Here is a 25690-nt window from a genome sequence, read left to right as displayed (position 1 = left end):
CTGGGAGACCACAATGACCGCACAGGACAGCCAGAACCTCAACCTCAACAAGGGCGACCGCGCGGCCCAGCTCAGCCAACCCGCCCGACTGGTCCACCGCACGATCCTGACCACCTACGCGCACACCGGCCAGCCACCCGCCCACGCCGACCTCGCCCGCATCGCCCACGCCGCCGGGGTGAACCCCGACGCAGTACTGGACGAACTCACCGACGTCGACCTGATCGTGCGCGACCCGCGCGGCGACCTCACCGCCGCCTACCCCTTCTCCACCAACGCTACCCCGCACAGACTGACCCTCGCCGACGGAACCGGCGTGTTCGCCATGTGCGCCATCGACGCCCTCGGCACCTCCGCCATGCTCGGCCAGCCGATCACCATCACCAGCAGCGAACCCGCCACCGGCCACCACATCGTCGTCCACGTCGACGGCGAGCAGGCCACCTGGCAGCCAGCCACCACCGTCGTGTACGCCGCCGCGGCCGGCGACTGCTGCGCCCCCTCGGCCGAACGCACCTGCGGCTACATCAACTTCTTCACCACCGACACCACCGCCCACGCCTGGGCCGCCCACCACCCCCACCTGACCGGCACCCTGCTCGACCGTACGCAGGCGATCGCCTGCGGCACCGCCGAATTCGGCGCACTCCTGCACGATCACGACCTCCCCGGATAGTCAACGGCGAGGCCGCATACCAGCGGCACCGCGCCCACTACCGAAGGAGACCGCACCATGAGGCTCACCGAGACGATCAAGGACCTGGCCGTCGCCCCGGCCGCCGGCTACGCGGCGACCAAAGTGATGGACCCGATCAGCATGACGCTCTACCAGCTCGAATCCGACGCCGACCGCAAGCGGGAAGACGCCGCCCGCCCCGGCCTGCCCTACGAGATCGCCGTCGCCATGACCCTCCGCCTGCTCGGCGTCGACCTTCACGGCACGGCGCGGCAGCGGGCGGGGATGGCCTTCCACTACGGGCTGGCGATCAGCTGGGCACCGGTCTACACCCTGCTACGCCGCACCACCCGCCTCAACCCGGTGCTGGCCGGCCTGGCCTCCGGCGCGGCCATGTCCCTCATCGTCGACGAAGGCATCACCCCAGCGCTACGATTCTCCGCCCCAACCGGGTCTACCCCCATCGCCACCCACCTACGCGGATTCGTCGCCCACCTCGCCTACGGCCTCGCCCTAGCCGCCGTGACCGAAACCGCATGGGCGCTGACCCGCCGCCGCCCCTGAACAGGAAACCGGGCAGAACCTCTACCCTCCGGACCGAGATCCCGCGAACCCGCACCCGGACTACACCACATCCGACCGGCGCACCCGCAAGTTCCCGCACGGAAGCCTTCAGAATTCGCGAACCCGCGGCAAACTTGCAGACGTTCTGACCGAGGACCCCGACCTGTATCGCTGGCTCAACGACAGCAGCGCCCAACTCGGCGTCCCCATCACCCGCGTAGCCGACGGCCGCACACCCTGGCAGCTCTTCCACGACGTCCGCTACCTCGGCAACAGTCGCATCGCTCCCTGCAGCGTCACACTGAAAATCCGGCCCTGCCGGCAGTGGCTCGACGCCCACGCCGACCCCGCCTCCACCACCCTGTACGTCGGCCTTGACGCCTCGCCCCGCGACCACCGCCGCGCGTCCGCCATCGCCACCGGCTGGAACCCCTGGAGGTCCGCTTTCCTCTGCTGGAACCACCGCACCTGAACAAAGACGACCTGTTGGCCTGGGCCCGTCAACTCGGACTGCGCCCACCGCGGCTGTACGACCTTGGCCTGCCACACAATAGCTGCGGCGGAGCATGCGTCCGCGCCGGCAAAAGCCACTGGGCGCGACTGCTGCACGTCCTGCCTGACCACTACGCCGCCGCCGAAGCAGCCGAAAACCAGCTACGCGAACAACTCGGCGACGTCGCCATCCTCACCGAACAACGCCAACGGCAACGCCACCGACTCCCCCTGTCCGAGCTGCGCCACCGCCTCACCACCGGGCACCAGCCGTGACCCTCGCCACCAACACCAACCGAAAAGTCGATGGCTGGTGCCAACGCTGGCGCCACCACCACGCCTGGCAGCACTACGACAGCCCAGGCTTCGAGCCCGACCGCTAAACGTTGACACCGATTGCCGCCTCTGCTACGGCCTCACCGACCGCGCCCCCTCACCACGACGAAGCACACCTACGCCTGGCGGCTGCATCGAGGTTCCACGGCCCATCTCGGGCTACCAGCCTGCCGTACCCAAAAGCCATCGATCCCCTGCAACTTATTGCGCCGTCGCAACCAGGCCCCTCCGACCCACCGTGACCATCGATGCAGCTCGTCCTGGCGATCTGCCGCCCAGGCGGCCCGCGATCCCTCCGACTGTCCTCAACCCAGATATTGCCTCGGCCCGCACTGGTCCAGACCGTTGCTCCCGCAGACAACGGCCGACCCGGCCGCTCGCTACGCTCGCAACCAGCCGCGTCGGCCTGCCAGCTCCGCCGTCCGCCCTGCTGTGATCGCCCACCACCACCGAGCACGCCCGCCGCCCAACGAACGACGCTCTGACCTAGACAAGAACCTTCAAAACGGGCATAGTAGTAGCTCTTCTGATGGAGAGGGCGAACCTTCATCAGAGCCCACACGCCAGCCCCAAGGAGTTAGCCATGCCGCCCACCCCCCTCACCGATTCCGAACGCGCGACGGCGCGTCATCTACCGCTCTGTGGTCACTGGCAGTGCCACGCAACGCGACCCCAGCCACTCGACGCGCAGGCAGACGTGGTGATGATCCGCGACTGCGCCGGCCAGCAGCACCTGTTCCGCGACGGCGCCGAGAACGGCCTGATCCTCAAAGCCGAGAATGACCGCTGGTCGCTGGCCCGCGAGCGCTACGCCCACGTCGCCTCAGCCGAAGGCGATCGCTGGGAGCTGGTCGCCGAGTCGACCTCCGTGTGCGTCGGCGGGTGGGACGCACTGCGACGCGAGTACGTGGCGCGGCACCTGCCGAGCGGGCGGGTAATCGCGCGATGGGACACGCAGTACGGCCTACTCGCCCGAGCCGCCCGCCACTACCTTCGCGTCACCACCAGCAGCCCGTCGGACCAGTACGCCACCGGCGGACATCGCCGGATCCTGCGCCGTCAACGCTCGCACCGCCGTGCCAATGGCGGACAGGGCAACGGCCGGGGGGTTAGTTTGGCGAACTCCCCCCGGCCGCCTGGTGCCGACGCCACACAGGCCCCCAAAGGCCCATACGCCGAGCACGTGCCTGCCATCCTACGACACACCAATCAGCGACCAGCGAAGCAATAAACATGATCAACGCCCGTTTCGAACGGCTCGCCCATCCCCCACGGCCGCCCCACCAACCAATACGGCATCATCGGCGCATGCCCACCCGCGATGCCCACGGCAGCAGCCACGTAGGTCGTACCCAGGCTGCGGCGATGCTCGGCATCTCCGTCAGCCACTTGGACCGCCTCTACGGCGAACGGGCCACCAACGGCTTCCCCGAGCGCGTCGACGGCACCAGGTGGCTCGCCGACGACATTGCCGCCTTCCAACTACCCCGGGACAAGGCCCGACGCGCCGCCAGCGTCGCCGTGGACCGCAGCGGCGATCCCGACGAACTCGTCAACACCACCACCGTCGCGCGCATGCTCGGCTATCAAAGCGTCGACTCCCTGCAAGGGCGCAATCGGATCTGGCCACTCCTGCTTGAGCGCGTCGACGACGAATCCCTCACTCCCACCGGCCGCAAGCGCCGCCGCTGGAAGCGCCGCACCGTGTGGGAGATCGCCGACAGCCGCACCGGCCAAGGCGCGCCACACACCGGACGCCCCCGGGCGACTCCCCAGGGCCACCCAGACCGCTCCGGCGATCCCGACGAACTCGTCGGCGCCGCTGAAGCCGCACGCGTGCTGGGATACAACCACCCGACCGCTCTACCCGACGACGTGCTTCGCCAAGCAGACGAAGACACCGCCGGTCCGAAAGGCCGCCACCGCCGCAAGTGGAAGCGCGCGACGCTCTGGACGATCCTCGATCAAACAGGGCAGCGCCGATAGCCTCCCGCCTCAGACTCGAACCCGGCACCGCTCGTCGGGTGCTGTCAGGTCGCTGGCCCGGTCCTGACGGACCGGAAACCGGAAGCGGCCTCCGGCCGCACTGCCAAAACCCCTTCTCCTTCGGTGGGGGCCCAACAGGCTAGCGACGTGCTCGCTCCGGTCAAGTCCGGGCGCGGCTCGCAAAACATCATGCACACCCCGCATGATCTTTTCCTCGAAACCCCGCACCCGAACTTGACCTCCACTGCGCGCGCCGCGGGACGAGTGAACTCGCCCCCACCGCCGAAAGAAGTGGGGGACGCGCCACGCCCGCACGCCGCGAGCTGGTCGGCGTAGCCGCCGGCCGCAACCCACCAAGATCATAAATTCTCACGTCCGAACAGGACGGACATAGGTAGCCAGCGGACACAGGACCGGGTATAGTAAGAACTGTTCGGAGGGGATGGCGAACCCCCACCGCACACCACACACAAACCCCCAAAGGAGACGCATGGGCATCCATGACGACACCCTGCCAGTCATCGAGGGATACGGCTGCGCGACGTGTGGCGCACCCCTTACGGTCATCACCGCCCAGGGTGAGAGGACGTTCCTCCACCCCGGTCACAGCCCCCAGGACCACGACCCTGACCCGGTCCCCCTCGCACAACTCGCCAACATGCAATTGATGTGCGACTTCTGCTCCGCGCCGCATCCCGTGGCAACCTTCACCTTCGGCAACCTCGACGTAGCGATGTCGACCGACGTGGCTGGCATGCGGATGCACAACCTCGGCAACAGTTGGGCCGCATGCGAAGGCTGCGCCCGCCTGGTCGAGCAGCGCGACCCCGAAGGGCTCACCCGACGCGCGCACAAGCGGGCTCGCCGCCACCATGGCCACCTGGCAGGCGCACGGGTGCTACGGCCCCTGCACCAAGCCCTTTTTGCCGCCACCCCCGACACCCCCGTACGGCGACCTCTGTCGAGCAGCGACACAGCCCGCCTCGCCAGCGACACCCTCAGCGACGCCCCCGCCGCGCCTGAATTTCGGTCGCTGCGCCCGCAGATGCTGCCGAAGGTGCGCGATCGGCTGGTGCGATTCTGGCGGACCTCCGGCCGGACGTACCTACTGGACCTGCTCGCCAACGGTGAGACGTACAAGGTCCCGGGACACATGTTCCCCGGCGCCCCCCTCGACGCGCCGGCCGCACTCGTGGACGCCCGCAACCCCGAGCCGCTACGGCAGTACACCGCGCTCATGGCCAATCACGTCGAGAACGCGCGGATCTTCTGGATTGACCCCGACTTCACCACCCTCGCCGCGCACGCCGCACGCGACCTTCCGGACGTACGCATCGAGTCGGTGGAGATGCCCGCCCCCGACGGACTGCTCATCTGGCACACACCGGTCTACCAACCGACCGGTCTGCAAACCGGCATCACCGTGCCGATCATCGCGGCGCAGTGGGGACCGGTCCCCGGCGGAGTGTGGATCACCTTCTACACCCCCGCCGAAGTCCTCGTGCAGGGCCGGCAACTCACCGAACCCGAAATGCAAGGACTCCGCGAGCGCATCGGATGGCTGGCCCCGGTAAGCACCGGCGCGCGACTGCGGTTCGGCCAGCCCTACACGCCCACCAGCGAACAGACCCGCCTCATGCTGTGCTCACTGATCGCCACATGGATCCTCACCACGCAACCGGACGCGGAGATCACCGACGAGCCGGCCGACAAGGCGACCCGCAAGGCGTACCAGCGCGCCAACCGGCCCGCCCCCCTCGTGCGACTCGTACGGCTACGCCGCAAGCAGCAGCCACGACGCGACGCCAGCGGCGACACGCCAACGCGCGTCTACACCCGCCGATGGTGGGTGTCCGGGTTCTTTCGGGAGCAGCCCTGGGGACCCGGCCGCGCGCTACGACGCCGCACCTACGTCCGCCCCCACGTCAAGGGACCGGCCGACGCGCCGCTCATCCTGAGCCAGCAGGTACACGTACTCGGCGACCCAAAAACCCAGAACAAGCTGTGACAGCACCCGGGGGAGTCGCCACGCGCGACTCCCCCGGGCGGCACCACCCTTCCGAGTTTCCCAAGTGGACGGCCGGCGCGAAAACGGGTACAGTAAGGATAGTTCTGACGGGACGGCGAACCCCACCAGGACAGTCACCGAACCCCAAGGAGATTTCTTGTGAGCAGTCGTCAGCTCGACGCCCTCCCCGACCGGAGCGGCTACATCGTGCGCGTGGGGTGGGACCGCCCGTTGCACAGCTTTTTCGCCCAGGTGATCAACACCGACGTACTGGACGAGACCAGCCCTGATGCCATGCCCGTCTGGCTCGGCGCGGCGGAGTGCGTCACCGACCCGGACACCGTCATCGAGGCCGTGCGTCCGTATGCCGTCATTCCCGACACCCTGGGCACCGACCTGGAGGCGGATCGAGCCTGGGAGGGCACCCGCGCCCAGCCCGGTTTCGCGCACACGGTGCCGGTGACCCCCGGACCGGCGCCCCTCGAAGTCACGGGCACCCTGACTTACTTGACCGGCGGCGGAACCCTGGCCACCTGCGCGCTACGCGTGTACCGCACCGGCATCTTCTCCGTCACGGTCGTCGTCACCGACACGGCCTCCCGCGCCCCGTCACGAACGCGGCGCATCATCCGCGCCCTGAACCGCAGGACCACCCCGGGAGCGACGCCGGTCACGGACCACGCCGCCACCATCCACGCCCTGCTACGCGCCGCCTTCCACGGGCAGCACGTCGAGCACATCGAGTACACGCCGCACCAGACCGGCGAAGCCTTCCACGCGTTCAGCATCGCCCACGACGGCAGCACCACCCGCGAAGCGATCCCGCTCGCCGACATGCTGCGCCGCTTCGGCGCGGACATCACTGGCTAGGCCGACGACACCCACCCCAGCTCTCCCGACCGTCGATGCCGGCCGGGCTGCCCCGGCCGGCACCACCCCAGCCAGAAAGACCCCTCATGCTCGAGATCCCCATTCCCGTCACGCTGCGGCACCGCCCCACCATCGGCGGCCTGGTCGTACCGTGGATTACCATGCAAATGCCCGACGGCCGGCACCGGTTCGGAGCCATCGACGCCGAACGGCTCCTAGCGGCCCTGACCGACCGCATCTGCCAAATCTGCGGCAACGCGATGTCCCCGCCGTTCGTCTTCGCCATGCGAGACGTCGACCTGTCTCGACTCATCTCCCCCGAACCCGCCATGCACCCCGAGTGCGCCCGGTACAGCGTGACCGCATGCCCCATGCTCGCCGGCACCATGACCCGCTACCGCACCCAGCCACCAGACGCACCCGCAACCACCGGCGACCCGGCAGGTGCCCGCCCAGGCCACGCCGCCCAGATATGGCGGCTGCTCTGGACGAGCGGTTACCGGCGAATCTGGGATCCCCGGACGCACACGCCCGCCGCTCAAATCCTCATCGAGCAACTGCACCGCGTACAACAGATCAAGCCACCCACCACCGACCGGTAACCATCCGGCGCTCGGCGGCGGCCCACCATGGCCGCCGCCGGACGGCGGCGGGTCGCAGGCCCGGTCCTGACGGACCGGAAACCGGAAGCGGCCTCCGGCCGCACTGCCAAAACCCCTTCTCCTTCGGTGGGGGCCCAACAGGCTAGCGACGTGCTCGCTCCGGTCAAGTCCGGGCGCGGCTCGCAAAACATCATGCACACCCCGCATGATCTTTTCCTCGAAACCCCGCACCCGAACTTGACCTCCACTGCGCGCGCCGCGGGACGAGTGAACTCGCCCCCACCGCCGAAAGAAGTGGGGGACGCGCCACGCCCGCACGCCGCGAGCTGGTCGGCGTAGCCGCCGGCCGCAACCCACCAAGATCATAAATTCTCACGTCCGAACAGGACGGACATAGGTAGCCAGCGGACACAGGACCGGGTATAGTAAGAACTGTTCGGAGGGGATGGCGAACCCCCACCGCACACCACACACAAACCCCCTACTCAGGGAGAGCACACATGCTCACCGCATCCACGGTCCTGCTCGCAACCACCACCGCGTCGTGCATCGTGCTACTCGCGCGCAACGCGAAGCTTCGCACCGACCTGGCCACCGCCCGCCACGAAGCCGACCACGACGCGCTGACCGGACTGCCGAACCGCCGCGCCCTGCTCAGGCATCTAAACGCCCTGCTCGCCGACCCCGCCCGTCCGGTATCCGTCGCCCTTCTCGACCTCAACCGCTTCAAAGAGATCAACGACGAACACGGCCACACCGCCGGGGACCTCGTGCTCTGCCAGGTAGCAAACACCCTGACGGCGCTCAATCTTTCGCGCGCGAAGGTCGGTCGAATGGGAGGCGATGAGTTCATGATCATCACGGACGACGGCATGCAGACCGCCCGAATCAACGCCGAGGCCGCCGCTCAGGCGCTCGACGCAACCACGGTCACCCTCGGGGCAACGAACTTCGGTTGCTACGCCAGCCTCGGGCTCGCCCTCGCGGACCACAACGACGTTACCGCCGTCGACCTAATCAGCAGGGCAGACGCAGCAATGTACGCGGCCAAGCGACGCGGCGGAGGCGTCAAGGAGTGGCACCCCAACATCGGCGCGACCGTCACCACGACGCGCCCGATGCAGCGCCGCCGCTACCGGTAATCAGCATCCGCTCGGGTGGCCGGAGCGCAGACAAAGCCTCGGGCCACCCGGACGAAGAAAGCCCCGCAGCGGGTCAAGCAACAGGCGTTCGAGAGGGATAGCGAACCCCGCTCGAATACCCCACCAAACCCCACAGCAGGAGTCCCCCATGACAGCACCAGCCGACCCCACCATGCTCCTACCGACGCTGCCCGCCGACCAGCGCACACGGCAAGTCCTTCACCTGCTCGACACTGCCCGCCGCCGCATGGCACAGGCGCTCACCGTCCTGCACCTCTGCGAGCACGCCCCGACGTGGCCCACCACGCGCATCAACGACACCGCCGCCGCCATCGAGCTACGCGCCGCCACCGTCGCCCTGATCAAGTACGCCCGCCGACACCGCTGCGACGCCTGCAACCCCGGGCGCATGCGCCACACTCTGCGCCTGGCCGCCCTCCTGCTCGACCTCTGGCAGAGCAGCAAGCACCACGCGCAGCGACCCGAGCTGCACTCCGTCACGCTCGCCCACCGCGCCGAACGACTCTTCGGCGATACCGCCGGATGGGTCACCACCGGCGACCACCGCCGCCTCCTCGGTCAAACCGACTGATCAGCGCGCCGCCCGGCCGCCAACTCGGCGGCTGGGCCGCCGCACCGCGACGGCATCGGCGCGCATCGAGCACGCCGCCGCCGGCTGCCGCTCCCGCCCCTCACCCCACGTCGCACCGTCAACGGAAGGCAGAACCTTGAGTTCCCTCAGCCGCGCCGATCGGATCACCATCGCTCACGTCTGCCAGGACTGGGCTCCCAACTACTACAACGGCCCGTTCAACTTCTCCATCGACAACACCGTCCGCTACCTCGCCGACGGCCACTTAGAAGCCCTCACCGACCGACACGGCCGAGACACCATCTGGCGCGCGGTCGCCGCACACCTCGCCGCACACCCCCACACCCTCACCGCACCCCGCACCACTCAAGCGCTACGGGATCAGCGCCGCGCCGAACGTGACGCCCGCGCCGCCGCTCACCTCGACGCGGCCCGTGACCACCACCGCCGGGACCTGCCATACGAAGCACTCGCCCTCATCGACCGCGCCGAGCTGCGCTCGCCCTCGTTCGACAACTTCGACCGCTTCCGCGCCAGCGTGCACCGCAAGTTCCCCCCGTACCCCCCTACCAACCTGGCAGGGACCGAACTGCGCTACCGCCACACCCTGCCCCTGGCCCGCCCCACAGCGCCCGTCGCCTTCCACGGCGCGCTAGAGCAGCAGTGGGTCTACCCCGGTCGACAGGTCATCGTCGGTCCCTGGCCCGCCCCGACCCCCGAGCAGTGCACCGCAGTGGAGCAGGACGGACTCTGGCTGGACGAAGAAACGGCCCTCGTATGCCCCGGCTGCGGGCTGGACATGACCTGATCCGCACTCGCCTCCGCTCAGCCGCCGGCCAACGGGCCGGCGGCTGACGCCGTCTCGTCCACCAAGCCCGAGGGCGAGGCGTTCGCCGCCGCGCGGGGACGGCCACGACGACTCGGCACCACCGCGCCGAGCTGCGCGACGCGCTCCCGTATCGCGGCCCCGTCGGCCGTGCGCCGCAGCGCTCGCACCTTGCTCACGTCCAGCCCGGACAACTCAGCGGCCAACGCGTCATCACGCAGCATCGTCGCCAAGACCACCACCGACAGCTCATGCGCCGCCGTCGCGTCCCGGACCTCCCCGTCAAGCTTCGCCAGCACCTCAGCGCGCCGCTGCGCGACCTCGGCGACCGCCGCCCCGGACTGCGCGACGGCCCGCACCGCGCGCCGCTCCACCTCTTGCCGCGCCCGTAGCGCGCGGACCGCATCATTCCCCGTTTGACTCGCCATACAACGACCGTACCGGCATTCCACTACCGCCAACACATTCCCAACCCTGCAATCTGCCAATTCGTTCGACAGTAGCCGCAATTCCAGAAATCATTCCCCGACCACTCCCCGATCAGCTACATGCATGCCTGCCTGCCCAAACACGCCCGCCATGATCACCTAATACCCTTAGAGGCGACACACCCTCTTGCATTCTCCATAGCCGCCTAACGTGTTGATCTTCTACGGTTTCGACATGTTGACCATCACGCGTATCTCGCCTGGCAGCGGATACCGGTACGTGATGGAGCAGGTCGCCGCCGGACGGCACGACCTGCGCGCCCCGACCGGCGATGACCCCACCGCCTACTACACCGACCCGACCGCACGAGGCGAGAGTCCTGGGTGGTGGGCCGGTGACGGCGCCGCAGTGCTGGGCGTGAGCGGTTGGGTGACCGAGAAGCAGATGCGTCTGCTCATCGGTGAAGGCCGGCACCCGCGCGTCGGCCATCAGCTTGGGCAGCGGTGGCGCACCTACGCGCCGCAGACCGACGAGTACCGGGCTGCCGCCGCCCAGCGGGCACTGGACCTTCTTCCGCCCGATGCGACTGTCGAGCAGCGCGACAAGGCGTGGTACGACGCGATGACCGCACCAGAACGCCGGGCCGTGTCCGGGTACGACGTCACCGCGTCCCCGGTCAACAGCGTGTCGCTGCTGTGGGCCTTCGGCGATGACGACGTCAAACGCGACGTCATGGCCGCCCACCACGCCGGTGTCCGCGCCGTGCTCGCTCACCTGCAACGCCACGGCGCCTACGCCCGCGCCGGCGCCGGCGGCGTCCGGCAGCTCGACACCGGCGGCCTGGCGGCCATGGTCTTCGACCACCGCCTCAGCCGCGAACGCGACCCCCAACTGCACGCGCACATCGTCATCAGCGCCAAGGTCCTCGCCCGCACTCACGGCGCAGACCCCCAGTGGCTGGCTCTGGACGGCAAGGCCCTCTACCGGGCCGCGATCGGCGCCCGGATCGCCTATGACCGCGCGATCGAAGCCGAGCTAGGCAAGCGCCGTGGCATCACGTTCGCGCCCCGTTCCGACTCCGGGATCCGCGAGATCGGCGGCATCAGCGACGAGTCCCTGCGTCACTACGCCAAACGCCGTACCGCCATCACCGAGCACCTTCACCACACCTCGAACCCGCTACAGCGCACCTCTACCCGACGATGGCGGGCTCGGGCGCAGCACGCCACCCTGCGGACCCGCCGACCGCACAAGGGCGCCGAGTCCACGCACGAGGCCGTGCGGCGGTGGCTTGCCGAAGACCGCAAGGCCGGCCTCGACACCAGCGGTCAGATCAGCCGTCTGCTCGCCGGCCGCGCATACGACAGCACCACCGACACCGCGGCCAGGGTGCTGCGCCATGCCCGGCGTATCACCGGAAGCGCCGCCACCGTGGACGAAGCCACACTGCGGGCCGCCGCCACCCAGCTCCGCGTTCCGCGCGCTCACTGGCCGCGTGTCCTCGACGCCGCCGTGCGCGCCGACGAACGCCTCGCGGTCGCCCGCGCCGTGCACACCCTCAGCCGCGAACGCGCCGTCTTCGGCCCCGACCACCTCGAACTCGCCATCGGCCGGACCCTCGGCATCGCCCCGGGCCACTCCCCCACCGACGACTGGCGACGCGTGCAGCAGCTCGCCGCCACAGCCGTCACCCAGCACACCGCGGGCCTACGCGTCCTGACACCTCCCGCGCTCGTGCAGTGGGGGCCGAGCCTGCGACGCGCCAGCGACCAGCACAGCGAATACACCCGCCATCGCGACCTTCACCTGACCACCCGCAGCGTCCTGGCCGCCGAGCAGCACGTCATCGCCTACGCCCGCCGGCGCGGTGCCCGACCCGCACCCGCCCACGCCATCGACGCGGCCATTGCCGAGACGAGTCTGCTGGGCGAGAAGACCGATGTCCTGCGGTTCCTCATCGGTGACGACCGCCGGGTCACCGGTGTCATCGGTCCCGCCGGCAGCGGCAAGACGCACCTGCAACGGGCCGTCGTCGCCGCAGCAGCCCACGCGGGTGTGCCCGTGCTCGGTCTCACCGTCGGCCAGGCCGCCGCGAACCTGCTCGCCGACGCCACCCGTCGACCCGGCGGCACGGCGCTGCGTACCGAGAACATCGCCCGGTGGCTGCACGCCCAACAGCGGCCACCCGCCGGCACCAGCGCACGCGACTGGCAGTTCGCGCCAGGGCAGTGGGTCATCATCGACGAGGCGTCCCAGGTCTCCAGCCACGACCTCGCCCGCCTCACCCTTCAACTCGACCAGGTGCGCGGGAAACTGATCCTCGTCGGTGACCCGCACCAGACCTCCGCCGTCGGCCCCGGTGGACTGTTGCGGTACCTCGCCGCGCTCGGTGTCACTCGCACCCTCGCGGAGGTGCATCGCTTCCACCACCCTTGGGAAGGGCCTGCCTCGCTGCGGCTACGCCACGGCGACATCACCGTCCTGGCCGACTACGACCGACACCGCCGCCTCATCGGCGGGCACCGAGCCGACCTCGTCGACCAGATGCTCACCCGCTGGCTCGCCGACACCACCGCCGGGCGCCGCAGCCTGATCCTCGTCGACACCAACGACGAGGCAGCAGACATCGCCCACCGCGCCCGCACCATGCTCATCGCCGCCGGCCACGTTCAGCGCGGCCCATCGGTGCGCCTGCGCGACGACAACATCGCGAGCGTCGGAGACGTCATCGTCACCCGACGCAACGACCGGCGCATCGCCGCCGGCCCCGACTACGTCACCAACCGCGACCAGTGGCGCATCAAGGCCATCAGCCGCGACAGCCAACTGCACGTCACCAACGTCGTCACCGGCACCACGACGGTTCTCCCCGCCGCCTACACCGCCCGGCACACCCACCTCGCGTACGCCCAAACCGTCGACTCCGTCCAAGGGCAAACCGTCGACACCGCCCGCGCGCTCATCGACGACAGCACCTCCTTGGAGCGCGTCTACGTCATGCTGACCCGCGCCCGAACGCTCAACGAGGCTTACGTCGTCACCGACGACGAACCCCGCGAAGGCACCCCACCAGCGCCGCCCACCGCCGCCGTCGCCGTGCTCGCCGACATCATGCGCCGCACCGCACCCGAGCGCTCCGCCACCGAGACCGAACAGCAGCTCCTTGCAGACGTCGACGCCCTGCACGTCTGGACGCCGATCTACGACGACCTCGCCGCCCGCGCCCGTATCCCCGAATACCTCGCCATCGTCCGCCAACTACGAGGCCCCGCCGTCGCCGACCGCCTCGCCCGCGACCTCGCCCTCCCCGCACTCATCACCCGACTCACCACCTACGCCGCCGCCGGACACGACCCCCGCGACGTCCTGAGCCGCGTCATCCGCGTTCGCGAGCTGGACAGCGCCGACGACCTCGCCGCGGTCCTGTCCTGGCGCATCGACCGCCTCATGCAACGCGCCACCGCAGACCCGGCCGTCGCCGAGCGTCCCGAGCAGTGGGGCACCCACACCGAACGCCTGCCTGCCAACGTGACCGGCGACATCGGCGACGCCCTGCGCCAGGTCGCCGCGATCTGCGACCGCCGCACCGACGCACTCGCCCACCACGCCGCGCAGACCCGGCCCGCCTGGACCCTCGCCCTCGGCGATGTTCCCTCCGATGACGCGGGTCGCCAGCAATGGCTCACCCGCGCGGAGGTCGTCGGCGCCTACCGCGACACCTACCAGTACACCGGCGAGCATCCCATTGGGCCTGAACCACACACCAGCGAGATCAGCCGTTGGAACGCCTGGCACCGGGCCCGACTCGTTCTCGGCGCCGCCACCCTCGCCGGACAACTCACCACCGCACCCGATACCGAACTCGCCCGCCTCATCGCCGCGCAGCAGACCGCCGACCGTGCCGCACCTGCCTACGCCGGCGACGACCTACGCGCCGCTTACCGCGCCCTCACCGATGCCGAACACCACCGCCACGACCTCACCCAGCAGATCGCCACCGCCCACACCGCACACCAACAGGCGCGCGTACAAGCTCAGCGGCTGCAACCGCGCTGGTGGCACCACGGCCCCGCGCGCACCCGGCGCCTCACCGCTCAAAGCGACGTGCTCGCCCACGCCACCACCGCCGCCCAACACATCGGCCACCTCCAGCAGCAGCTCGTCCGTCTCGACCACCAGATCGCGGGCAGCACCCGCCGGGCCACGGCCCTCGACGGCCAGCACGCGACGTGGAAACGCTGGTACGACGGCGCCCTGCCCACGCGCTACGCCGGCCTCGCCGCCGCCGCAGAACAAGCCCGCCGCGCCGCCAGCCGCAATACCGCCCTCGCTGACGCCGTCGCCGCCACCACCGCCCGCGTCACCGCCGTGCACGACACCCGTCCGGCACCCCAGAGCACACCTGTCCCCGCGCAGCTGCGCGCACACGCGCACGACGCACAGCAGCGCATCGCTGCTGAATATGGATCGGAGATCGACTGATGTATCCCAGTGCCTTCATCGACGAGTCGTACTGGCAACCGCAGGGCCGGCCCGGCGCATACCTCATGTCCGCCGTCATCATCGACCAAGACGACGTCGCCCCCGCCCTCGCCGCCGCCAGCGCCGCCGCACGCGGCCAGCCCTACCACTCCACCGAGCTCTACCACCGCGGACACGTCGGCATCATCGAAGACATGCTCGACGTCGCCGCCAGCCACGCCGGCTGGTCCGCCGTCTCGCTGCAAATCCCCCTCGACACCCGACCAGCCGAAACCTCCGACGACAGCACGCGCTCAATCCACCGCGTACTCGCCGAACGCGAGTACGCCCGACAGGTCAGCCTCGAACAACTCCTGCGCTACCTCAACACCCAACGCGTGCGCGACGTCTATCTCGAAAGCCGCGCCAGCGACCGCGAATGGCAACAAGCACGCACCGCGAACCGCCGCATCCCCGCCACCGACCGCAGCGACGTCCGCGCCTACCGACGGCTACTCGAACAACACGCCATCAGCCACCGCGTGCGTCTGGTCCACATCAAAGATCACACCCACCCCGGGCTCTGGCTCGCCGACGCGATCGCCTGGTCCGCCGGACGCGCCATCCGCACCAACGAGCCCCAATGGTTCGACCGCATCACCGACACAGCCACCATCATCGAAGCCACCACAGGCAAAGAACTCCACATAAATGCGAGAGGGCCGCTCCACCAACCGGCGAACGCGACCCCCACAACCTGAGCCAACGCGCCCAGATCATGTCCTCACCAACATCCTACCCGACAACCACACCACCCGACCACACCCCGAACATCTACACCAGACTGTTTCAGCAAGCAGAACAGGCACGCGACCCAGCCGCCCCGCTAGCCCAGCAACTCCTGAACAACATGCAAATACTCACCGTGAAAGTCCAGCAACTCCAAGATACTGTCGACAGGCTGACGCCCCACCCGCGAGCCACCACGCAACCCGCAGAACACAGCCCTCGTCTCCCAGCGCAGATCCCCTCTTCGCCGCGACAGCCTTCAGGCTCCGAGCCCGATCTTTCGTAAGAGCGGGGGACGAAGGGCGCCTCTGATCGCGCCAACCCCTACGGGTCCTCAGGCTATCGAGCAGCATTGCCTATTCAACGTCCGGAGGCGTCTGATGCTGGCCATCAACCCCATCCGGTTGACTCAGCAGGCGTCTCGCAAGCTACTCTGCACCCCGTATTCGTAGGCGCAACTCTCTTAAAAAGGATGCGGTGTGGCCAAGCAGATTATTCACAAGCTGGTCGACGACTTGGACGGTGGAGACGCTGTCGAGACCGTCAAGTTCTCGCTCGACGGTGTTCAGTACGAGATCGATCTGTCGAGCGCCAACGCCGAGAAGTTGCGTGGTGGGTTCGCGCCGTACGTCGCTCACGGCACGAAGGTAAGCCGCGGTGGCGTCGTCATCGGCGGACGGGCCGCCCGCGGCCGGGCAGGTGCCACCGCCGACCGCGAGCAGAACAAGGCGATCCGTGCCTGGGCGAAGAAGGCCGGCAAGGAAATCTCCGATCGGGGCCGGATCCCGCAAGAAATCGTCGACGAATACCACGCGAAGGCAGGCCGCTAGCCCTGTTTCAGGTCACGACGTGGACGCCGGGCCACCGTTCGGCGGGGCGGTGGCGGGCGAGTCGTTGCCGGGATCTTTCCGGGCTGACCCGGCTCGGGTTGCGCCGCCACACTCCGTCGAGCAGGTCGTCGAGGCCGTGCGGCGCGCAGACCACAATCTGATCGCGCGCGTCAAGCTGGACGGCCACTGCGGTGGCTTACTCAGGCCAGGTGGCGACCGCCTCGGCGATGGTCCGCAACGGCGCCACCGGGCCACCGCCGAACTTCGCCGGATACCAGGTGTGCACCGCGGCCTGGTTCTTCGCCTCCCACGGCGGCTCCGGCCAAGTCGTCGCCAGCCTTCGGGTGGCCCGGTCGTCGTTGTCGCGGCTCAGGTCTGTCGGGTCGAGGAAGACGACATCGACGTCCCGCACCGATGAAGGGTCGAAGCCGTCGCCATACCGCTCACCCCAAACGAGATCCCGGATAACGCCCGCGCCGATCCAGGCGTCCGGCAAGCCGGAGTCCCGCACGACACCCAGCGCCCGCACCAGCCGCCGGTTGCGCCGGGCCAGGTCGCGCAGCTCTTCTTCCCGCACAAACCCAGCCTAAGCGACGTCTCGCAACTCGGGCGTCAGCGCCGTCACAGCAGCGACCAGGCCAGGACCTTTGAATGAATAGCATGCTACCGATCCGGTCGAGTCGCTGACGCTCGACGAACTGGCTGCAGACCGCAAGCGGCGCAGTTCCGTTCCTAAGCGCGTCGGCCAGGTACTCGGTCGCGCCGGCTGTCGTCACAGGCACTGACGTCGACTCCACCTGCGAACATAACCCGGTGGCGGCACCGGTCCGGTACCTACGCCCACGGCTTGACCTATCGGTCCAGGACGTGCTGCTGCTCGGCGACAACGGCCGTTGTGCGGACGGCAGAGCGCGGCCAGCGCGACTTGGCGCGGTCGCGTACCCTGCACGGCCGAGCGACGCAGCGGTGGAGGCGGTCCGTGGGTATCGACATCAACGTGGAAACGTGGGGGCCTGCTGTCCTCGCCATCGGAAGCGCCGGGGTTGCGGTCTGGGCGGCAATCAGCGCCAGAAGCCAAGCCGATAGCGCAAAGCGGCAGGCAAAGAGCGCCGAAGTGCAGGCCGAGGCCGCACGAGACTCGGCCGCCACGGCGCAGCGTCAGGCGCTGGCAGCCGAAGAGCAGCTCGCGCTCGCGCGCCGCCAGTTCCAGGCCGAACTGGTGGCGCGCGACGAGTCCGACGGACCGGAGTTCCGGGTCGACGGCGGGTTGTGGCACTGCATCGACGAGCAGTACGCCGAGATACCGATCAAACTCCTGTCGGGGAAGCCCTTGGATGCGGTCGTCATCAGCGTCGCTGGTCAGCCGGACGTACGCGGCTTCGTGGGCCGCATCGGCGGCGGCTGGGACGGCATGCAGACGTCGATCACACGCAGGGATTTCGCACCCGGGGCGGCCTCCACCCTGGTCCTGATGCTGGAATGGAAGGCGTCGATGCCGCTGAACGTGCGTCTCGACTTCGAGTGCCACGAGGGCGCGGGTGGCAGCCGGACCTGGCACCGTTCGTACTCCTCTCAGGTCAATAAGCCGCCGGAGCAGCCGGCCACATCGGGGTTCCGGCGCCGGCCGTTCGGAGGCCGGTAGAGGCCTGCCTGGTTGGGCCGCTGTCGACTACATGACACGAGCAGTGTTCGGGGTGGTGCTGTCGGCGACCATGCGCCGGTGACTGAAGTCGAACACGGCGGGCGCATGCCCAACAGCGTGCTCATACCCGTCGGCCTGTACTGGATCATCGGGGTGACGATGGTGGTCAGTTCGGCCCTCAACGTCGCCGCTGACGGCTCAGACCGTCTCGCTGCGATCGTGTTCCTCGGAACTGTCGGCGCTGCATGTCTGGTGACTGCGGTCGGCCTGCACCGCCGGTGGGGTCCGGCCCCCTTCTTGGGATACCTGCTGGCGGCCCTGCTTGGTCTGGCGTCGCTGTCGAACCCGGGGGTGGCGGTGCTGGTGGTGCCGCTTGCGGTGGGAATTGTGGCGGCGTTGTCGCGGCCGACGGCGAAGCAGTGGACGGGTGAGCGGTGAACCTCACTGAGACCGCCGGCCTGGTGGGGGTGCCCATCGGTGTAGTGGGTGCGGTGATCGCCACGCTGGCGTGGCGCACCTCCGCCGGCACCCGACGAGACCAGGCCGCAGCAGAGGCAACCAGAAGGCATCGGGAGATGCGGCCCGACCTGGCGGTGGCCATCGACCTGCGGCACGGACCTGACTCAGGTGTGCTGGCAGTCAAGCTGGTTGGGCCGCGGGAGGTGGAACGGTACGACTGGATCCGTGTGACGGTCCGCGACGACAAGGAACGGCCGCCGCCTCGTACGGGCAGTGGCGTCACGTTGGAGGCGCAGCAGCGGCAGGTGTGGGGCCCGTTCTGGTTTCGTCCTGGCATTGAGGGCGGCAGCGAAGACCATCGCAGCGCGGAGCAGGGCGGAAAGGCAGTCACTGACACGTGGCTGTTTGCCATCGACCGGGTCTTGGCGCCGCACTGGTACAGCGGTGGTGGTGCGGCGTGGCGGGAAGACTACAAGGGCGCCCCGATGCGGTTGCGGATCGAGGTCGGCTTGGGTGACCAGTCGTGGGTTGAGCTGCTGGAGATCGAGCAGCCGCGGCGCAGTGCCTACGAGGACGGCGGGGTGACGGTCGCCTGAAACTGCGCGCGGTGGGGGTGCCTTGTTGGCCACCCCCACTGCGGAACGTTGGTTCGGAACTAGTTGGTCGTCACGATTCGCCTCGGACTGCGGATCATGGTTTCGTAGGCGTCGGCGTCCCACACCTCAACCGCCACCGTTCCCCACCCGTACCAGCCTCGCGCGTCCACCGACACATGCAGCCCTTCGTCTGCGGCCAGCTGACCCACTTCAGCCACGTCTTCACCAGACAGCCCGTATGGCTGAGCGAGGATGAGCGCTGGCTCTCCGCCCCGATTCCAGCGGGTCACGTGGTCCATCCATCTGCCGAGCCGGTTGCATAGCCGCACCCCGCACCGGCCTCTGGCTAGCCAGTGCAGGTTCTGGCAGGAAGTTTTCGCTAACCGCAGCCCGTACCCGTCGGCCCAGTCAAGTAGTCGGGCTCGGGCTTCGACGTCAATGTTGGGTCCGTACGGCCATTCGCCGCCGTTGAGAACACCCAAGTGGTTGGCACGTGCGTCGAGTTCTGTAACGAGAGCACGCTGCTTAGGGGTGGCGTGCCTGCGGCAGCGTCTGTCGCGGCCGGGGTAGAAGAGTCCGTGGTGGGTGCAGCAGCCTGGCAGCTGCTCGTCGGCGGGGATGCGTCCAGTCACGTGGGCTCCTTGCGGGTAGTGCGGTCCCAAGGGGAGTCGGCCAGTGGGCGGCTGACTGCTCAGACGAATCAGTGACAGCTAGGGGTGGCGTCTCGGAGACACGGTAAGCGTTCGACGCAGCACCGGCGGTTAGCGAATCTCTTCGGCTCCGAGAATGATCCGACGGCACTGGCACACAAAGTCGTTTCGCTGGTGGTTCCAGACGAGGGCGCGCACTTGCCCGGCGATAAAGCTGCCCGCCCAGGCGGCTGGTCAGTCGTGGCATACAGGTCGGACAGCGATAGGGCTCATGGTCCGCCGAAGTAGCCTTCGACTTCGCCGAGCAGCAGCGGCACGTCGTACACCGACATGTCTGGCCTGGCCCGCGCGTATCGGACCCGGTGCCTCCATCGCTGGTGTTCGAACGCCATGTCCGCCTCGATCTCCACCACCGTTGTCGGCACCACCTGCACGTACCGCAATGCCTCTGGCCGGTCCAGCTGCCCAGACCACGATGCCGGCAACGGCTGCGGCCACGGATGCACCACGGCGGCGCGGCGGTGATGCAGAGGCCGCAGCGGCCGACACAAGCAGTCCAAGCTCCTGCCGCTGGTCGGTGTGCAGCGGGTGAGTGCGGCCTGTGTATCGGAGCCGGCCCCACCGATCGAACCGACCAAGCAGCAGCGTTTCTGGGCTGTGGAGGCTGCCGGTCACCCCGGCGACGATTGCTTCCGTAGTGAGATGCTTCCGAAACTTCCACCAGCCGGAACGCCGTCCCGGCTGGTATCGGCTCCCGAGCCGCTTGGTCACGACCCCCTCGATGCCGGTCGCGACAGTCCATTCGGTCAGCCAGTCCGACACTTGCCCCATGTCCGTTGTCTGTGGCGTCAGCGTGAGCTGGGCGGGGGCGCCACCGAGCAGGCGCTCCAGTTGTGCCCGCCGGTCCGATAGGGGCAGGTCTAGGACCGGCCGACCGTCGGCGGCGGCTAGCAGGTCGAACAGCACGTAGTGGGCGGGGTGGTCGTTGACCATGCGTAGTAGACCGCGACCGCCGGTGACTCGCCGCTGAAGCAGCGCGAAGTTTGTCCGGCCCCGTTCCCAAACGATCAGCTCGCCGTCCAGCACCACTCCGGGTGGGAGCGTTCGGACGGCCCGGGTGATGTCCGGAAAGTATGTGGTCAGGTTCCTGCCAGCACGCGACTGTAGGTAGACGCGGTCATCCTCGTGGAATGCGATGCACCTCCACCCATCCCACTTGGGTTCGTGGATTAGGTCGGCGCCCTCGGGTACAGCGTCGACTGGCGTGGCGAGCATCGGTGCGACGGGACGCCGTAGAGGCGGGTCTGTCGCACCGACCCGACGTTGCCCGAGGCTCACCGCCTTCCCGGGCTGTGAGTGTTTCTCATCGCCGCCCCCTCGCTCATCCTGCGGGAGGGCCGACGACGAGGAGTGTAAATCGACTAAGAACAACGCCAGCGGCAGATAGGCCAGTGACGGATCCTCCCAACCCAGAATGCGAGCGGCTGGCCCCGAGTGGCTGGGGTGCCGTCAACTGCGGCGCGGGGCTGCCTCTTAGGCGGCGACGTTGATGGCGCCGGCAGCTTGCTTTACCGCATCGGACCACCACCACGGACGATCGTTTACGAAGAGGCATGGCGCCGAGGCGGTCAGGTCGTCGCGTACGCGGGTCAGTTCGACGCCGGGCATCAAGATCCGGATGCTCGTTGCTGTCGGGAGCAGGTAGCCGTAGCGGCCGTCACGGTCGCTTGACGAGTCGCGCGTCGCGGGGCCGGACAACTGGATGCCGCGCTCGTGCAGTGCCTGCACGAAGACCTCGATGTTCTCTGCGGCTGTAGCCTCTGATGAGTTCTCTACTGGCTGGGTTCCGGGGTTGATCACCATCTGGTCACCATAGCTCTGAGCTGCGAAAAGGCTCGCGGGTGGCCGCAGCATGTCGGTAGGTGCGGGGGTGGTCGACGCTGTACGGCGCGAGGTCGGCCACGAATTCGTCGACGTGTTGGTAGGTCATGCCGGGGTGGCAGGTCATGCGGCTGATTCTGCCGGCGGCCAGCAGGGTCCATCGAGCGGTGACGTCTGGTGGCGGTGTGGGCAGGACAACGGCTGGTGCGCCTGGGCGGCGCCAGTTCGGCCAGCCGATGTCGTGGAGTCGCTGTTCGGCGTAGGCGGCCAGATCGATGCCGTACTGGACGCGTTCGCGGAGTCCTTGGCGGCCCAGACTGGCGACGACGTGCCAGAGCATGATCGTGGCCAGGCCGCTGCGGGCGTCGACAGGGTCGCCGCTGCGGTTAGCGCTTGTCAGTGCGGCTGTGGCGTGTCGGCGGCGAGTGACGAGGACGCCAGCGGGCACGGGTAGGCCGAGAACGCCATTGCCGCTGATGCTGATGCTGTCGGCTCCGTCGGACAGGTCGAACGGTGGAGGGTCGTCGGTGAGGGCCAGCGGGATGCCGGTGCCTGCGGCGTCGCTGTGGACGTGCCGTCTGATGATGGCGAACTGGTCCAGGCGTCGGTGGATCTCTGCGACGTCATCCGCGGCGTCGGTCCAGGGTGTGCCGATGCTCGCCACGACGACCGCCGCGGGGCCGCGGTGGTGGGCGAGTTCGTGGGTGAGGTGGTGGTAGTTCATTTCGCCGGTCTCGGTCGTCTGGATGGCGATGGAGTGCAGTCCGAGGAGCCGTGCCGCGTTCGGCACGCTGGGGTGCGCGGCGGCCGAGTGGTAGACGACTGCCGCGCCGAGTCGGATGCGTGCCAGGTGTAGGGCGTGCAGTGTGGCGTCGGCGGCGTTGTTGGTGACGCAGCCCCACCAGCGTTCGGGGGCGCGGAACAGCCCGGCGAAGAAGCTCACGGCTTCGCGTTCGAGGTCGTGGCAGTGGTTGAGGTGGGTGGGTGTCAACGGCCAATCAGATCTCCCCGTAGGCGGCCAGTAGTTTTCCCCGCTGGCGGCCATGGTTTCTCCCCAGTGGCGGCCAGATAGTTCCCCGCCTGTGGGGTGGTGCTGGGGTCAGTGCAAGGCTTTGACGCCCTGTCCGGCGGTGGCTTGGTTGAACCGGTAGCTGTCACCCTGGGTCACGACGACGTGGGCGTGGTGCAGGAGTCGGTCGACGGTGGCGGTGGCCAGGGTCTTGGGCATGATCTCGTCGAAACCGGACGGGTGCAGGTTCGAGCTGACCGCGAGGCTGCGGCGTTCGTAGGCGGCGTCGACGAGGCGGTAGAACCCTTCGGCGGCGTCCGGGGAGACCGGTAGCAGGCCGATGTCGTCGATGATGATCAGGTCGGTGCGGATCAGTCTGGCCATGGCTCGGGCGACGGAGTCGTCGGGGCGGTGGCGGCGGACCATGACGCCGAGGTCTTCGATGGTGAACCAGGCGACGGTCATGCCGGCCTCGACGGCGGCTTGGCCGAGGGCTTCGCAGAAGTGGCTCTTGCCGGTGCCGGACGGGCCGCAGATGGACAGGTTCTCCTTGCGCTGCACCCATTCCAGGCTGCGCAGGGCGTCCTGGGTCGGCCGCGGGATCGAGGAGGCCTGCTCGTCCCAGTCGCCGAAGGTTTTGCCGGCGGGGAACGCGGCGCGTTTGCGCCGGGTGCGCAGGTTGGCCTGGTCCCGGCCGGCTGCCTCCTCCGCGAGGAGGACCCGCACGACTTCGGCCGGGTCCCAGCGTTGCGCTTTCGCGGTGGGGATGAGGTCGGCCATGGCCCGGCGCAGGTGCGGCAGTTTCAGCCGGCGGGTGAGCTCGATCGCTTCGGTCAGCGGGTCACCGGCTGCGCCGGTGACCCGCAACGGGGTGATGGTCACTGTTCTCCAGTCGTCGTGCCGAAGGTTGACCAGGCAGAGGTGCCTGGTTGCAGGCTGTGGGTTTCGCTGGCCCGAGTGGGTGGGGTGTCGTCGTCGCGTTGGTGGGCCAGGATGCGGATCAGGTCGTTGTCGGCGAACCTGCCCGCCAAAGCGGCGGTGCCGAGGGCCCGGTCGACGTGGTCGACGCCGTGCAGCTTCGCGAGAGCGACGGCTTCGGCCATCTTGCGGCGCACCCCGCGGACCCCGGCGGCTGCGGCCTCGACCAGCCACGCGGCGGCGCCGGGGCCGAGAGCCAGGAACGCGGCCTCGTCGGCGGTGCGGGCCCGCGGCACCCGATCGGCGGTGTCGGACTGGCGTGATCGGGGCGGGTAGTGCTCGTCGAGGATCGACGGGCGGCCCGGCTGGGCCCGCTGGTGGCGGGCGACCTCGGCCGGCCCGTCCTCGCTGACGGCGGTGACGATGAGTTCGTCGCCGTGGAACCGGGCCCAGACCCGGGTGTCGACCAGGTGGTGCGGGACCGAGTAGCGGACTCCGTCGACGGAGATGGTGCAGTCCCAGTTCACTCGGCGGGTGGTGCCGAACGCGACGGTGAACGGCTGCGCCGGCAGCGGATGCAGCCGGTCGCGTTCGTCCAGGAGGGCTTCGGCCGGGCGGCGTCGGGTGTCGCGGTGGATGCGGGCGTTGACCTCGTCGGTGAAGTCGCGGCAGGCCGCCTCCAGTTCCGCGAACGTGCGGTACTGGCCGAGCAGGTTCGCGCTGGTCGGGACCAGGTCCGCCTTGGCGATCTTCACGGTGTTCTCGGCGCCGCCCTTGGACTGCGGGTCCGCCGGCACGCAAGTGCGGATCGTCATCCCGTAATGCCGGGCCACCTGCACGATCTCCGGATTACGCACGGCGATGTCCGCGACGTGCTCCACCGTGATCGTCTTCTCGTTGTCGGTCAACACATAGGCCGGCACCCCACCCAGGCGCCGCAGGGTGGCATCCAGGCAGGCCACGACCGTCGGCAGGGTCTTGTCCAGCACCGGGATCACGACCCGGAACCGGGACCAGGGCAGCCACGCGCACCACAACGTGGTCCGCCGGCCGCCGATGCGTGGGCCTTCGCCCCAGTCGAACTGAAGCCACAAACCGGGCTCGGGGATCCACGGGCGGAACACCCGTCGCTGCCCGGCCTGCCAGGACTTCTTCACCGCCGCGACCGCCCGGCGGGTGGTGCGCTCTCCGCCGGCGAAGCCCATCGTGGTGATCCGCCGGTGCACCACATCGGCGCGGACCCGGCCACCCGAGCGGGCCACCAACTCCTCGATCTTGTCCATGAACTCGTCGATCGGCCGAGCCCGCTGGGTCCGCTCCTCGGGGCTGCGTCCCTCGGCCCGCAACTTCACATACCGGGCCACGGTGTGGTGATCACACCCGGCCAGCTCGGCCGCCGCACGGTAACTACCCGTGAGGTCGTATGCCTCCAAAATTTCCACGATCTCCCTGCCGCGTTTCACGCCGCCGACCCTCGCCGACCAGCGTCTCGTCATGATCAGCGGGGAGGTATCTGGCCGTCCACGGGGAGAACCCTGGCCATCAGCGGGGCGGTAAATGGCCGCCTATGGGGATCTTTCACTGGCCGCCGACAGCGGTCCTTCGAGATTCCGCCCTCAAGCAGCCTGGCAGCGGCGCAGGCTCGCCGCGAAGGGATGCGTGGGGAGGTCAACTGCTCACCGAGGGCGCCCTGCTCGACCTGCGACACTCTCGAGCGCTGGCCGCACGGCGGCCGAATAGCCCTCGCGGCGGCCCATCTGGCGCTCCTGGTCCCTTGGTCCAAGCCGAGGCGCCGGCCCGGCACGTTGCGATATTCGCGTGGTGACGCCAGGCTCTGCGGTGGCACGATCACCGGCGTGCTTGTCAACCTGTCGGCGGGCGCCGACGCCCATGCAGTGCTGGACATGCTGTTCCAGCGCAAAACCCGGAGCC

Annotated in this window: 22 protein-coding genes and 2 pseudogenes; 16 read left to right on the top strand and 8 right to left on the bottom strand. The window is 68.9% G+C overall.

Annotated elements, in window-relative coordinates:
- Positions 1-13 precede the first annotated feature (13 nt).
- From merB to GA0070610_RS09115, 10 genes are all read left to right on the top strand, one after another.
- The gene (gene merB, locus GA0070610_RS09165) at positions 14-676 is read left to right on the top strand and encodes an organomercurial lyase (RefSeq protein ID WP_088999631.1); all 663 of its coding nucleotides are present in this window, start codon (positions 14-16) and stop codon (positions 674-676) included.
- A 57-nt stretch (positions 677-733) separates the two neighbouring features.
- A complete protein-coding gene (locus tag GA0070610_RS09160; RefSeq protein WP_088999630.1) occupies positions 734-1240 on the top strand; it encodes a DUF1440 domain-containing protein in 507 nt (168 codons plus the stop codon).
- A 1411-nt stretch (positions 1241-2651) separates the two neighbouring features.
- Complete coding sequence (locus GA0070610_RS09150; RefSeq protein WP_157747102.1) at positions 2652-3299, top strand: hypothetical protein; 648 nt, start codon at positions 2652-2654, stop codon at positions 3297-3299.
- Between the two features lie 77 nt (positions 3300-3376).
- Entirely contained in the window at positions 3377-4054 is a 678-nt protein-coding gene (locus GA0070610_RS09145; protein WP_157747101.1) for a hypothetical protein, read from the top strand.
- 490 nt (positions 4055-4544) lie between these two features.
- A complete protein-coding gene (locus tag GA0070610_RS30420; protein WP_157747100.1) occupies positions 4545-6062 on the top strand; it encodes a hypothetical protein in 1518 nt (505 codons plus the stop codon).
- Between the two features lie 159 nt (positions 6063-6221).
- Positions 6222-6932, top strand: a complete 711-nt coding sequence (locus GA0070610_RS09135) for a hypothetical protein (protein ID WP_088999626.1) — start codon at positions 6222-6224, stop codon at positions 6930-6932.
- 86 nt (positions 6933-7018) lie between these two features.
- Complete coding sequence (locus GA0070610_RS09130; RefSeq protein ID WP_088999625.1) at positions 7019-7534, top strand: hypothetical protein; 516 nt, start codon at positions 7019-7021, stop codon at positions 7532-7534.
- 500 nt (positions 7535-8034) lie between these two features.
- A complete protein-coding gene (locus tag GA0070610_RS09125; RefSeq protein ID WP_088999624.1) occupies positions 8035-8676 on the top strand; it encodes a GGDEF domain-containing protein in 642 nt (213 codons plus the stop codon).
- Between the two features lie 148 nt (positions 8677-8824).
- The gene (locus GA0070610_RS09120; protein WP_157747099.1) at positions 8825-9268 is read left to right on the top strand and encodes a hypothetical protein; all 444 of its coding nucleotides are present in this window, start codon (positions 8825-8827) and stop codon (positions 9266-9268) included.
- Between the two features lie 136 nt (positions 9269-9404).
- The gene (locus GA0070610_RS09115; RefSeq protein WP_088999622.1) at positions 9405-10076 is read left to right on the top strand and encodes a hypothetical protein; all 672 of its coding nucleotides are present in this window, start codon (positions 9405-9407) and stop codon (positions 10074-10076) included.
- Positions 10077-10093: 17 nt separating this feature from the next.
- On the opposite strand, the gene GA0070610_RS09110 is transcribed toward GA0070610_RS09115, so the two are convergent.
- On the bottom strand, positions 10094-10522 hold the full coding sequence (locus GA0070610_RS09110) for a hypothetical protein (protein WP_157747098.1): 429 nt from the start codon (positions 10520-10522) through the stop codon (positions 10094-10096).
- 235 nt (positions 10523-10757) lie between these two features.
- On the opposite strand from GA0070610_RS09110, the gene mobF reads away from it, so the two are divergent.
- The 3 genes from mobF (at position 10758) to GA0070610_RS09095 (ending at position 16603) form a co-directional block, all read left to right on the top strand.
- Entirely contained in the window at positions 10758-15005 is a 4248-nt protein-coding gene (gene mobF / locus GA0070610_RS09105; protein WP_157747097.1) for a MobF family relaxase, read from the top strand.
- Positions 15005-15745 carry a hypothetical protein gene (locus tag GA0070610_RS09100; protein ID WP_088999619.1) on the top strand — a complete coding sequence of 247 codons (741 nt, stop codon included), beginning with the start codon at positions 15005-15007 and terminating at the stop codon, positions 15743-15745. Before mobF ends, GA0070610_RS09100 begins: the two co-directional genes overlap by 1 nt.
- Positions 15746-16252: 507 nt before the next feature.
- Positions 16253-16603 (top strand): histone-like nucleoid-structuring protein Lsr2, encoded by a 351-nt coding sequence (locus tag GA0070610_RS09095; RefSeq protein ID WP_088999618.1) that lies wholly within the window; start codon positions 16253-16255, stop codon positions 16601-16603.
- A 7-nt stretch (positions 16604-16610) separates the two neighbouring features.
- On the opposite strand, the pseudogene GA0070610_RS09090 reads toward GA0070610_RS09095, so the two are convergent.
- Positions 16611-17114, bottom strand: a pseudogene (locus GA0070610_RS09090) (nucleotidyltransferase family protein).
- Between the two features lie 468 nt (positions 17115-17582).
- On the opposite strand from GA0070610_RS09090, the gene GA0070610_RS09085 reads away from it, so the two are divergent.
- The 3 genes from GA0070610_RS09085 to GA0070610_RS09075 all read left to right on the top strand — a co-directional run bounded on the left by GA0070610_RS09085 (position 17583) and on the right by GA0070610_RS09075 (position 19300).
- Complete coding sequence (locus tag GA0070610_RS09085) at positions 17583-18245, top strand: hypothetical protein (RefSeq protein ID WP_157747096.1); 663 nt, start codon at positions 17583-17585, stop codon at positions 18243-18245.
- 78 nt (positions 18246-18323) lie between these two features.
- Positions 18324-18683, top strand: a complete 360-nt coding sequence (locus tag GA0070610_RS09080) for a hypothetical protein (RefSeq protein ID WP_157747095.1) — start codon at positions 18324-18326, stop codon at positions 18681-18683.
- Positions 18680-19300 (top strand): hypothetical protein, encoded by a 621-nt coding sequence (locus GA0070610_RS09075; RefSeq protein WP_088999615.1) that lies wholly within the window; start codon positions 18680-18682, stop codon positions 19298-19300. The genes GA0070610_RS09080 and GA0070610_RS09075 overlap by 4 nt, the downstream gene beginning before the upstream one ends.
- Before the next feature lie 919 nt (positions 19301-20219).
- Here the strand turns inward: GA0070610_RS09075 and GA0070610_RS31360 are convergent.
- The 6 genes and pseudogenes from GA0070610_RS31360 to istA all read right to left on the bottom strand — a co-directional run bounded on the left by GA0070610_RS31360 (position 20220) and on the right by istA (position 25221).
- Positions 20220-20363, bottom strand: coding sequence for a hypothetical protein (locus GA0070610_RS31360; protein ID WP_231926259.1), 144 nt, complete (start codon positions 20361-20363; stop codon positions 20220-20222).
- Between the two features lie 358 nt (positions 20364-20721).
- Positions 20722-21225 (bottom strand): annotated as a pseudogene (locus GA0070610_RS31355) (ATP-dependent DNA ligase); the annotation flags it as partial.
- 258 nt (positions 21226-21483) lie between these two features.
- Positions 21484-21813 carry a hypothetical protein gene (locus GA0070610_RS09065; protein ID WP_157747094.1) on the bottom strand — a complete coding sequence of 110 codons (330 nt, stop codon included), beginning with the start codon at positions 21811-21813 and terminating at the stop codon, positions 21484-21486.
- A gap of 4 nt (positions 21814-21817) precedes the next feature.
- The gene (locus tag GA0070610_RS09060) at positions 21818-22822 is read right to left on the bottom strand and encodes a pyridoxal-dependent decarboxylase (protein WP_172896467.1); all 1005 of its coding nucleotides are present in this window, start codon (positions 22820-22822) and stop codon (positions 21818-21820) included.
- Between the two features lie 108 nt (positions 22823-22930).
- Complete coding sequence (istB, locus tag GA0070610_RS09055; RefSeq protein ID WP_088999046.1) at positions 22931-23722, bottom strand: IS21-like element helper ATPase IstB; 792 nt, start codon at positions 23720-23722, stop codon at positions 22931-22933.
- Positions 23719-25221: an IS21 family transposase gene (istA, locus tag GA0070610_RS09050; protein WP_088999612.1), complete on the bottom strand. Its 1503-nt coding sequence runs from the start codon at positions 25219-25221 to the stop codon at positions 23719-23721. Before istA ends, istB begins: the two co-directional genes overlap by 4 nt.
- Between the last annotated feature and the right edge of the window lie 469 nt (positions 25222-25690).

It is taken from the genome of Micromonospora echinofusca, assembly GCF_900091445.1.
GTDB lineage: Bacteria > Actinomycetota > Actinomycetes > Mycobacteriales > Micromonosporaceae > Micromonospora > Micromonospora echinofusca.
The sequence above is the reverse complement of the archived record's forward strand: the minus strand, read 5'-3'. Positions and strand labels throughout refer to the sequence as shown.

What these genes read in the sequence shown, in the direction of transcription:
- GA0070610_RS09110 (WP_157747098.1), bottom strand. Translation starts at nt 10,522, where the DNA reads ATGGCGAGTCAAACGGGGAATGATGCGGTCCGCGCGCTACGGGCGCGG.
- GA0070610_RS30420 (WP_157747100.1), top strand. Translation starts at nt 4,545, where the DNA reads ATGGGCATCCATGACGACACCCTGCCAGTCATCGAGGGATACGGCTGC.
- GA0070610_RS09065 (WP_157747094.1), bottom strand. Translation starts at nt 21,813, where the DNA reads ATGGTGATCAACCCCGGAACCCAGCCAGTAGAGAACTCATCAGAGGCT.
- mobF (WP_157747097.1), top strand. Translation starts at nt 10,758, where the DNA reads ATGTTGACCATCACGCGTATCTCGCCTGGCAGCGGATACCGGTACGTG.
- GA0070610_RS09100 (WP_088999619.1), top strand. Translation starts at nt 15,005, where the DNA reads ATGTATCCCAGTGCCTTCATCGACGAGTCGTACTGGCAACCGCAGGGC.
- merB (WP_088999631.1), top strand. Translation starts at nt 14, where the DNA reads ATGACCGCACAGGACAGCCAGAACCTCAACCTCAACAAGGGCGACCGC.
- GA0070610_RS09125 (WP_088999624.1), top strand. Translation starts at nt 8,035, where the DNA reads ATGCTCACCGCATCCACGGTCCTGCTCGCAACCACCACCGCGTCGTGC.
- GA0070610_RS09120 (WP_157747099.1), top strand. Translation starts at nt 8,825, where the DNA reads ATGACAGCACCAGCCGACCCCACCATGCTCCTACCGACGCTGCCCGCC.
- GA0070610_RS09145 (WP_157747101.1), top strand. Translation starts at nt 3,377, where the DNA reads ATGCCCACCCGCGATGCCCACGGCAGCAGCCACGTAGGTCGTACCCAG.
- GA0070610_RS09130 (WP_088999625.1), top strand. Translation starts at nt 7,019, where the DNA reads ATGCTCGAGATCCCCATTCCCGTCACGCTGCGGCACCGCCCCACCATC.
- GA0070610_RS09160 (WP_088999630.1), top strand. Translation starts at nt 734, where the DNA reads ATGAGGCTCACCGAGACGATCAAGGACCTGGCCGTCGCCCCGGCCGCC.
- GA0070610_RS09150 (WP_157747102.1), top strand. Translation starts at nt 2,652, where the DNA reads ATGCCGCCCACCCCCCTCACCGATTCCGAACGCGCGACGGCGCGTCAT.